The following is a 9452-nucleotide window of genomic DNA, read 5'->3' on the forward strand; positions in this document are numbered from 1 at the left end:
CTCAGGCGAAGCCGTGCTCGAGGAGGCTGAAGGCCTCGTCCACTGCCTCCTCGACGGTGCCGCTCCCCCCGGAGTACTGGTGCTCGATGCAGGCCCTCACCGCGGCGAGCGCGCTCGCGACGGTGACCCGAGGCCGCACTGACTCCCGAGGGTCGAGCCCGAGCCGGTCGGCGACGAGCTCGGTGAGGACGTTCTCCGCCCGGATGTTGTTGCCCACCAACGCTGGCCCGAGGGACGGCTCACTCAGGATGACCCGTCGGCGCTGCGCGCGCAGCTGCGGGTCGTACGTCGTCGGGGAGAGTCGGGCCTCGACGATGGCGCGGATCGACTGGAGGATCGGCTCGTTCGCCGGTCGGGCGTCGAGCAGGGCCCGCATCTCGCCGAGGTCTGCCGGGGTCGCACCGAGGACGGCGCTCTCCTTGGTCGGGAAGTAGTTGAACAAGGTGCGCGGGCTCACCCCTGCACGAGCTGCGATCTGGTCGGTCGTGACGGCGTCGAATCCGGACTCCTCGACGAGGCCGAGGGCGGCGCGGTGGATCGCGAGGCGGGTCTCGCGCTTCTTGCGCTCACGCAGGCCACAGTCCGGCTCGGTCATGTGGGCAGCATAGGAAATTCGTGCAGTGATCGCAATTTTGCAGTGAATGCAAGAATTACGTATCGTTGGTCCATGCCGTCATCCACCGCCCCGCCCCGGACCATCGAGCCGGACGAGGTCTCGACCGGGCTCGACCCCCGCGCGAGGCAGATCTTCATCGCGCTCATGCTCGGCATGCTGGTCGCCTCGATCAGCCAGACCATCGTCGGACCGGCCATGCCCCGCATCGTCGCCGAGCTCGGCGGGATGGACCACTACTCCTGGCTCGCGACCGCCGCCATGCTCGTCAGCGCGATCACCGTGCCCATCGTCGGCAAGCTGTCCGACCTCTACGGGCGGCGCGGGTTCTACCTCGGCGGCCTCGTGGTCTTCATGGTCGGCTCGGTCCTGTCCGGCTTCGCCCAGAACTTCTGGTGGCTGATCGGCGCGCGCGCCCTCCAGGGCGTCGGGATGGGCACGCTCATGCCGCTGTCCCAGACGATCATCGGCGACATCATCCCGCCGCGGCAGCGGGGCAAGTACCAGGGCCTGATGGGCGGCGTCTTCGGGGTCTCGTCCATCCTCGGACCCCTCGTCGGCGGCTTCGTCACCGACAACTGGGGCTGGCGCTGGCTGTTCTTCATCAGCCTGCCGATCGGGATCATCGCCTACTTCGGGGTCTTCCGCTTCCTCCACCTCGAGCACGTCGACCGCGAGACCGTCATCGACAAGGCCGGGATCGCGCTGCTCTCCGTCGCGCTGATCCTCCTCCTCGTGCCCACCTCGCTCGGTGGCACGACGCTGGCCTGGGGATCACCGGTGACGCTGGGCCTCTATGCCGCCGGGGTCGCGGCGCTCCTGGCCTTCATCGCGGTCGAGCGCCGGGCCGTCGAGCCGGTGCTGCCGCTGCGGCTCTTCCGCAGCTCGGTCTTCACCCTGTCCAACGTCGCGAGCTTCATGGTCTCGGTCATGATGTTCGGCGCGATGATCTACCTGCCGGTCTATGCGCAGGGGGTCCTCGGCGTCTCCGCGACGAACTCCGGCCTCATCCTCATGCCGATGTCCGTCGCGATGATCGGCCTGTCCATCGTGGCCGGGTTCGTCATCACGAGGACAGGTCGCTACAAGCTCCAGACGCTCATCGGCATCCTCATCATGGGAGCCGGCTTCTGGATGCTGATCCGGCTCGACTACGGCGCGACGGAGCTCGACCTGACCCTGGCGATGGTCGTCTTCGGCATCGGCCTGGGCATCGCCATGCAGGTCTACACGCTCATCGTCCAGAACTCCGCCCAGCGCCGCGACCTCGGCGTCGCGACCGCCTCGACGCAGTTCTTCCGCAACGTCGGCTCGACGGTCGGGATCGCCGTCTTCGGCACCATCATGTCGAGTGGCCTCGCTGTCAACATCGCCTCGCACCTGCCGCCCGGAGCGGCTGAGCGCCTCGCGACCTCGGGCCAGCAGGTCGACGCCGGGTCCGTGCTCGACCCCTCAACCCTGGCCAACCTGCCCGCCGACGTCGTCACCGGCGTGCAGCAGGGACTGGCCGACTCGCTCCACGCCGTCTTCCTCTGGGGCCTGGTCCCGTTCGCCATCGCGCTCGTCGCCACGCTCTTCATCAAGGAGCTACCGCTGCGCAACACCGTGCACACCGCCGACGAGGCCGGGCGTGAGCTGCTCGACACCATGGGCCAGACCGCCCCCGATGACGAGCTCGTCGTCCCCCTCGGGCGCGACGCCGGCAACACCCGCACGAAGGAGCGCCTCCTCGGGCTCCGCCTGGGGCTGCTCGCAGATGCCGCGCTCTCCGGCGACCGGCCCCTCCTGTCCCGGGCCGTCGCCGAGGTCGGGGCCGGCGACCTGCAGCGGGGGGCAGCGCTCCTCCAGCGCACCGCTCGCATGTTGACGACCGAGGACCACGCCGTGGCGGCGGACACCGAGTGCTACGCCGTCGAGGTGGCCGAGGCCGCCCGCCGATCCGGGCCGCTGACCGCGGAGCTCAAGCGCGAGCTGGCCACCGCCGTGGCGGAGCGCGACGCCCGCACCGTCATGACGACGGTCGAGCCCACGGTGGCGCAGCGGTACGAGGCCGTCGACATCGAGATGCTCGAGCGAGTCGGTGACGACCTCACGTCGGCCTACCTGGTCGACGCGATGCGCGCCCGCGCCTGACCCCGCGCCGACACCGGTGGGGCCCGTATGCCGCTGGGCTCACTCCCGCTGCGAGGCACCCCTCCACGCCGGGTGCGTGTGCACCCGGCAGTCTGCGCTGTCTTCCATCATCAACAACGGGAGCCGGACGATCTGCATCTACAACAACAAGGTCGTCATGCTCCGCGTGGCTCCCTACCAGGACGTCTGGTACGTCGGCGACACCAAGAACGACCGGGCCGACTACTGGAAGTCCTTCGCAGGTAGCGTGAGCTGCCCGCTCACATAAGGCTTCCGGCGAGGTGCCGTTGCCAGGGGTTCCCTTGGTAGCGGCACCTCGTCGTGTTGACGTCGGAAGGACAACGCGTGTCGCTCGGAGACCGTCGTCTCACCTTTGCGTACCTCCTCCTCTCCGTGGCCCTCGCTGCCGTCCACGTCGCCACGTCGCCTGGCCTGCCCATCGACCTCGAGGTCTACCGCCGTGCGGGCGAGGCCGTGCTCGGCGGCGGCGACGCGGTGTACCAGGGCGGGGACGGGCAGCTGCCGTTCACCTATCCCCCGTTCTCCGCGGCCCTGTTCACGGCCTTGGCCCTCGTCCCTCCGGGTGCCGCGACGGTCGCCGTGGCCGCCCTGTCCTACCTGGGCCTCTCGACGATCGTCGCGCTGAGTGTCCGGCACCTGGACATCGACCGACGCCTCGGCGTCCCCATCGTGCTGCTCGCTGCGCTGACCGAGCCGGTTGCCGAGACGGTTCGCTTCGGCCAGGTCAACCTCATCCTCGCCGCGCTCGTCCTGCTCGACCTGCTCGTGCTCATGCCCCGCCGCAGCCGCGCCGCCGGGCTGCTCGTGGCCATCGCCATCTGCATCAAGCTCACGCCCGCAGTCTTCCTGCTCCTTCCCCTCGTGCGCCGCGAATGGCGCATCCTCGCCCGGACCGCCGCCGCGAGCGCGGTGCTGACCATCGTTCCTGCCCTCGTGATGCCGGCGTCGTGGCTCGACTTCTGGACACGCGCGGTCTGGAGCCCGGAGCGCGTGGGCGGTGTCGAGTTCCTGTCGAACCAGTCCATCAAGGGTGCCGTCTGGCGAGCCGCCGGCCCGGGCGGGTTCCCCGTCGTGACCGCACTCCTCGTGGTCACCGTCGTCCTCATCACCCTGGTGGCCGTGCAACGGGCGGGCGAGCGTGACGCGATCGGGACCGTGCTCCTCGTGGCCCTGTGCGGCCTCCTCATCTCGCCCATCTCGTGGATCCACCACTGGGTGTGGACCGTGCCGCTCGTGCTCTGGCTGGTCTCCCACCGGGACGCCGGCACGGGTCGCCGCCCGGCCGTTCTCCTGACCCTGGCCGCAGCCTGGCTCGTCGTCCTCCTGACGCGGGTCGTCTGGCTGGCGCCATCAGGTGACGGGCGTGAGCACCTCGCCCCGGTGGTCACGAAGCTCCTGTCCGATGCCTACACCCTCCTGGCGCTCGCCACGCTGGGTGCGGCTGCTGCCATCCAGGTCGCCGGCCACAAACGCAACACACCCGCTCACCGCGTGATCACCCCAGATGCAACGGGGGCAAGCAGCCGGTAAGCGGGTGTGTTGCGGTGGAAGGGGGGTCAGCCCCAGACCAGAGCCCGGCTCGGGTCCTCCATGATCGCCGCGAGATCGGCCAGGAACCTCGACCCGAGCTCCCCGTCGATGAGCCGGTGGTCGAAGCTCATCGCCAGCTGCGTGACGTGCCGGACCGCGATCTCGTCGGTGCCGTCGGCAGCGGTGACCACCCAGGGCATCTTCCGGACCGCCCCGAAGGCCACGATCGCCGACTCACCGGGGTTGATGATGGGGGTGCCGCTGTCGACGCCGAACACGCCGACGTTGGTGATCGTGATCGTCCCGCCCGACATCTCCGCCGGCTGGGTGCGCCCCTCGCGGGCCGTGCCGGTGAGCTCGCCGATCGCCTGCGCGAGCCCGAGCAGGGACATCCCGTGGGCGTCCTTGATGTTCGGGACGATCAGGCCGCGCGGTGTGGCAGCCGCGATACCGAGGTTGACGTAGTTCTTCTGGACGATCTCCTGCGCGGCCTCGTCCCACGTCGCGTTGACGCCCGGGTTGCGGCGGATCGCGAGGATCATCGCCTTGGCCAGGATGAGCAACGGCGTCACCTTGACGTCGCGGAACTCCTTGTCCCGCTTCAGCCGGTCGACGAGCTCCATCGTGCGCGTCACGTCGACGGTGACCCACTCGGTGACGTGCGGAGCGGTGAACGCAGAGCCCACCATCGCCTGCGCGGTCATCTTGCGTACGCCCTTGATGGGAGTGCGCACCTCCCGCTCGCCGGACCCCAGAAGCATGCCGTATGCCGCTGGGCCCGCCTCCGCACCGACGCTCGCCGCCGCTTCGCCTCCAGCCGAAACAGCCTGAGCTGCAGTGTCGCTCGCACCGGACGCGAACGCCTGGACGTCGTCGCGGGTGATGATGCCCTCCGGCCCGGAGCCGGGCACGGACCACAGGTCGACACCGAGGTCCTTGGCCAGCTTGCGGACGGGCGGCTTGGCCTTGGGCCGTCCCTCCCGGGCGACGGGGGCAGGTGCCGGCGCCGGGGACTCCGCCCTGGGGGCCGGCGCGACCGGTTCTGCGATGGGCTCCTGCTCGGCCACCTGCTCGGTCTCCGTCGGAGCCGACGCGCGAGCCGGCGTCGCCTCGGGGACCGAGCCCAGCGGCATACGGCCATCGGCTTGCTTGCGGGCTCTCCGGGCGGTGGCGCCGGCCTTGGCGCCGTAGCCGACGAGGATGGCCTCCTGCTGCTCCTGCTTGGCCTCGCCCGCCGGAGCGGCAGGCGCGGCCTGGTCCGGCTGGCCGTCGTCGATGCTGATGATCGGCGTGCCGACGTCCACGGTGTCGCCGACCTCGACGAGGAGCTCCGTGACGGTGCCCGACCACGGGATCGGCAGCTCGACAAGTGACTTGGCGGTCTCGATCTCGAGGACCATGTCGTTGACCTTGACCGTGTCGCCGGGTGCGACCTTCCACTCGACGATCTCGGCCTCGACGAGGCCCTCGCCGGGGTCGGGAAGGTTGAACGTCCGAATTGCCATGTGTGCCAGTCCTTCAGTACGCCAGGGCGCGGTCGACGCCGTCGAGGATCCGGTCGAGGTCGGGGAGGAAGTCCTCCTCCATCCGGCTCGGCGGGTACGGGATGTTGGCGCCGTTGACGCGGATCACCGGGGCTTCGAGCTCGTAGAAGCACTGCTCGGTGACCTGGGCGGAGATCTCCGAGGCCATCCCGAGGAAGCTGCTCGCCTCGTGGACGACGACGAGCCGGCCGGTCTTGCGGACCGACGCGACGATCGTGTCGATCGGCAGCGGGGAGAGCGACCGCAGGTCGATGACCTCGATCGAGGTGCCGTCTGCCTCGGCGGCGGCCGCCGACTCGAGCATCGTCTTGACCACGGGGCCGTAGCCGAGCAGCGTGACGTCGGTCCCCTCGCGGACGACGTTGGCCTCGAAGAGACCCCGCGGAGCCTCGGCAGCGGCCGTGTCGTACTCGCCGCGGTCGTGGTAGCGGCGCTTCGGCTCGAAGAACATCACCGGGTCGTCGCACTCGATCGCCTGCTGGATCATCCAGTGGGCGTCCTCCGGGTTGGAGCACGCGACGACGCGCAGGCCGGCCGTGTGGGCGAAGTACGCCTCAGGGCTCTCCGAGTGGTGCTCGGGGCTGCCGATGCCGCCCCCGAAGGGGATCCGGATGACGAGGGGCATCTTCACCGCGCCCAGGGAGCGCGCGTGCATCTTCGCGACCTGGCTGACGATCTGGTCGAACGCCGGGTAGACGAAGCCGTCGAACTGGATCTCGCAGACGGGGCGGTAGCCGCGCAGGGCCAGGCCGACGGCCGTGCCGACGATGCCGGACTCCGCGAGCGGTGAGTCGATGACGCGGGCCTCGCCGAAGTCCTTCTGCAGGCCCTCGGTGATCCGGAAGACCCCGCCCAGCTTGCCGATGTCCTCACCGATGAGGACGACCTTCGGGTCCTTCTCCATGGCCCTGCGCAGGCCGCTCGTGATGCTCTTCCCAAGGGTCACCTTCTCGAGCGCCATCAGTTCGCCTCCTCGAAGCTCGCCTGGTAGGCCACGAAGGCGGCCCGCTCGGCCTCCATCACCGGGTGGTCCTCCGCGTAGACGTGGTCCCACATCGCCTCGCCCGGCATCGTGTCCATGGTGATGCAGCCGTGGCGCAGCTCGGCGGCGAACTGGTCCGCCTCCTCGTCGACCTGCGTGAAGAACGCCTCGTCGGCCCAGCCCTCCCGGGACAGGTAGGTCTTCAGACGCAGGATCGGGTCGCGGAACTTCCACTGCTCGACCTCGGCCGAGACGCGGTACTTCGTCGGGTCGTCCGCCGTCGTGTGCGCACCCATGCGGTAGGTGAAGGCCTCGATGAGGAGCGGGCCGTTGCCGTTGCGGGCCTCCTCGAGGCAGTGCTGGGTCACGGCGTACGTCGCGAGGACGTCGTTGCCGTCGACCCGCATGCCCGGGAAGCCGAAACCGCGGGCGCGCTGGAAGAGCGGGATCCTCGTCTGCTTGGAGACCGGCTCCGAGATCGCCCACTGGTTGTTCTGGCAGAAGAACACGACGGGGGCGTCGAAGGACGCGGCGTAGACGAAGGCCTCGTTGACGTCGCCCTGCGAGGAGGCGCCATCACCGAAGTAGCAGATGACGGCCGTGTCGCGGTCGGGGTCGCCGGTGCCGACGTTGCCGTCCATCTTGACGCCCATGGCGTAGCCGGTGGCGTGCAGGGTCTGGGCGCCGATGACGATGGTGTAGAGGTGGAAGTTGTGCTCCTTGGGGTCCCACCCGCCCTGGCTGACACCGCGGAAGAGCTGCAGTGAGCTCTGCGGGTCCATGCCGCGCACGAAGCCGACGCCGTGCTCGCGGTACGTCGGGAAGCACATGTCGTGCGGCTTGAGCGCGCGACCCGAGCCGACCTGGGCCGCCTCCTGGCCGAGCAGGCTGGGCCACAGTCCGAGCTCGCCCTGGCGCTGGAGGGCGTACCCCTCGGCGTCCAGGCGGCGGATCAGCACGAGGTCGCGGTAGAAGCTCCGCAGGTCCTCGGGCGTGAGGTCCGCGACGTACTTGTCGTAGTCGGGGTGAGAGAGACGCTCGCCCTCGGGGGTCAGCAGCTGGATCATGTCCGGGCCGCCGTCACCGACCGCTGGGGTCGGCTCGTGCAGCTCGGCGACTACTTTGTCGCTCACTGGGGCTCCTTCACCGGACGTGGAGTTCCGGCATTTCTGGTCGGGCCGTGCGCGGGGTTCACCCGCCCGACGGCTGGGTCACGCGGCCCGCCGAGGGTGACGGCGGACGCGTGAGGGGTCCTCGGCACGGAACTTACCGGAGCCCTCCGGAAATCTCACAATGCGGGACGGCTACTCACGGTAGGTGGGTCGGCCCAGCACCTCCTCAGGGTGCTCCGTCTCGTCGCGGGCGACGGTTCGCAAGGTAGGCAGCGGGCATGCCGGGGCCCGGTCGCACGCCGATCTCCCCCGCCGGGATCGGGGCGTGCCTCTCGCACACGGTGTCGGCCCGGACCTCGCCACCGCAGTCGGCGTGGAGGTACACGATGGGCGGCTCGCCAGGGGCGGCCCAGCGGTCGCCCCAGTGCGTCAGCGCCACCATCGCCGGAGCGAGGTCTCGCCCCTTGTCGGTGAGGACGTACTCAGCCTGGCGCGGGTGGCCCAGGATGTCTCGGCGCTCCATGATCCCGGCCGCGACGAACGCCTCGAGCCGCGACGCGAGGACGTTGGTCGCGATTCCGAGGTTGTGCTGGAAGTCGCCGAAGCGCGTCACGCCGGCGAACAGCGCATCGCGCACGATGAGCAGGCTCCACCGCTCCCCGACGAGCTCGAGCGCCCGCGCCATCGAGCACACCTGGGAGTCGTACGTCTTGCCGAGCATGGCAGCAGTCTAGGAGAAACTACTTGCATCACGAAAGCAGACCGTCGTAGCGTCTTCTTGCATCATGCAAGTAATACGGAGAGGCAACCTCATGGGACAGGACCTGACGCACTCCTTCACCGTCGACCAGTCGCCGGAGCAGGTGTACGAGGCCATCAACGACGTCCGGCACTGGTGGTCGGACAACGTCGTCGGGGAGACCGGGACCCTCGGCGCCGAGTGGGTCTACGTGGCTCCGGACATCCACTTCTCGAAGCAACGGACCACGGCGCTCCGGCCAGGAGAACGGGTGGAGTGGCTCGTCGTCGACAGCCACCTCGACTTCCTCGCAGACCCGCAGGAGTGGACGGGCACGACGATTCGGTTCGACATCAGCCGCGAGGACGGCCCCGATGGCCGAACCCGCCTGACCTTCACGCACTTCGGCCTCACCCGGGCGGTGGAGTGCTTCGACGTGTGTGAGACGGCTTGGGGCCAGTACGTGCTCGGCAGCCTTCGAGACCTCATTCGGTCAGGCGCCGGGCGACCCGGGGAGTTCAGCAACCCGGAATCCCTCGAGGCGGCTCTGGCGGGGACAGCCCAGGTCCCCGACGCCTCCTGATCCAGCCCGCACGCCACCCACCGCTGACCGAACCATCCCGGTCGCGCACCTCCGTCCCAGCTCCAGCCCCTGACGCACTGACCCGTCACGCGGGTCAGTGCGACCCGGTGATCAGAAAGCCGCACTGACCCGTCAGGCAAGTCAGTGCGACCCGGTGTGTCGACGGCCACGGGAAACTGCCCGTAGGCGGTCACG

At 69.6% G+C, this 9452-nt stretch carries 9 protein-coding genes; 4 read left to right on the forward strand and 5 right to left on the reverse strand.

Going from position 1 to position 9452, the window contains the following annotated elements; translation table 11 throughout:
- Position 1: 1 nt before the first annotated feature.
- Positions 2-595: an acyl-CoA-like ligand-binding transcription factor gene (locus ABWV20_RS04545; RefSeq protein ID WP_353353633.1), complete on the reverse strand. Its 594-nt coding sequence runs from the start codon at positions 593-595 to the stop codon at positions 2-4.
- Between the two features lie 72 nt (positions 596-667).
- Here ABWV20_RS04545 and ABWV20_RS04550 point away from each other — a divergent pair, with 72 nt between their 5' ends.
- The 3 genes from ABWV20_RS04550 (at position 668) to ABWV20_RS04560 (ending at position 4297) form a co-directional block, all read left to right on the forward strand.
- Complete coding sequence (locus ABWV20_RS04550) at positions 668-2746, forward strand: MDR family MFS transporter (RefSeq protein WP_353353634.1); 2079 nt, start codon at positions 668-670, stop codon at positions 2744-2746.
- A 76-nt stretch (positions 2747-2822) separates the two neighbouring features.
- The gene (locus ABWV20_RS04555; protein WP_353353635.1) at positions 2823-3014 is read left to right on the forward strand and encodes a hypothetical protein; all 192 of its coding nucleotides are present in this window, start codon (positions 2823-2825) and stop codon (positions 3012-3014) included.
- Between the two features lie 77 nt (positions 3015-3091).
- On the forward strand, positions 3092-4297 hold the full coding sequence (locus ABWV20_RS04560; protein WP_353353636.1) for a glycosyltransferase 87 family protein: 1206 nt from the start codon (positions 3092-3094) through the stop codon (positions 4295-4297).
- A gap of 26 nt (positions 4298-4323) precedes the next feature.
- Here ABWV20_RS04560 and ABWV20_RS04565 read toward each other — a convergent pair whose 3' ends face one another.
- From ABWV20_RS04565 to ABWV20_RS04580, 4 genes are all read right to left on the reverse strand, one after another.
- Complete coding sequence (locus ABWV20_RS04565) at positions 4324-5802, reverse strand: dihydrolipoamide acetyltransferase family protein (protein ID WP_353353637.1); 1479 nt, start codon at positions 5800-5802, stop codon at positions 4324-4326.
- 13 nt (positions 5803-5815) lie between these two features.
- The gene (locus ABWV20_RS04570; RefSeq protein ID WP_353353638.1) at positions 5816-6802 is read right to left on the reverse strand and encodes an alpha-ketoacid dehydrogenase subunit beta; all 987 of its coding nucleotides are present in this window, start codon (positions 6800-6802) and stop codon (positions 5816-5818) included.
- Positions 6802-7956, reverse strand: coding sequence for a pyruvate dehydrogenase (acetyl-transferring) E1 component subunit alpha (gene pdhA, locus ABWV20_RS04575; protein WP_353353639.1), 1155 nt, complete (start codon positions 7954-7956; stop codon positions 6802-6804). Before pdhA ends, ABWV20_RS04570 begins: the two co-directional genes overlap by 1 nt.
- A 205-nt stretch (positions 7957-8161) precedes the next feature.
- A complete protein-coding gene (locus ABWV20_RS04580) occupies positions 8162-8656 on the reverse strand; it encodes a winged helix-turn-helix transcriptional regulator (protein ID WP_353353640.1) in 495 nt (164 codons plus the stop codon).
- A gap of 91 nt (positions 8657-8747) precedes the next feature.
- On the opposite strand from ABWV20_RS04580, the gene ABWV20_RS04585 reads away from it, so the two are divergent.
- On the forward strand, positions 8748-9257 hold the full coding sequence (locus ABWV20_RS04585; RefSeq protein WP_353353641.1) for an SRPBCC family protein: 510 nt from the start codon (positions 8748-8750) through the stop codon (positions 9255-9257).
- Positions 9258-9452 lie beyond the last annotated feature (195 nt).

Origin of the sequence: Intrasporangium sp. DVR, from assembly GCF_040365325.1 — a bacterium.
Lineage (GTDB): Bacteria > Actinomycetota > Actinomycetes > Actinomycetales > Dermatophilaceae > Intrasporangium.

Bases quoted from the DNA above. Each gene is read 5' to 3' on its own strand.
- ABWV20_RS04545 (WP_353353633.1), bottom strand. From the start codon at position 595: ATGACCGAGCCGGACTGTGGCCTGCGTGAGCGCAAGAAGCGCGAGACC.
- ABWV20_RS04550 (WP_353353634.1), top strand. From the start codon at position 668: ATGCCGTCATCCACCGCCCCGCCCCGGACCATCGAGCCGGACGAGGTC.
- ABWV20_RS04565 (WP_353353637.1), bottom strand. From the start codon at position 5,802: ATGGCAATTCGGACGTTCAACCTTCCCGACCCCGGCGAGGGCCTCGTC.
- ABWV20_RS04570 (WP_353353638.1), bottom strand. From the start codon at position 6,802: ATGGCGCTCGAGAAGGTGACCCTTGGGAAGAGCATCACGAGCGGCCTG.
- ABWV20_RS04580 (WP_353353640.1), bottom strand. From the start codon at position 8,656: ATGCTCGGCAAGACGTACGACTCCCAGGTGTGCTCGATGGCGCGGGCG.
- ABWV20_RS04585 (WP_353353641.1), top strand. From the start codon at position 8,748: ATGGGACAGGACCTGACGCACTCCTTCACCGTCGACCAGTCGCCGGAG.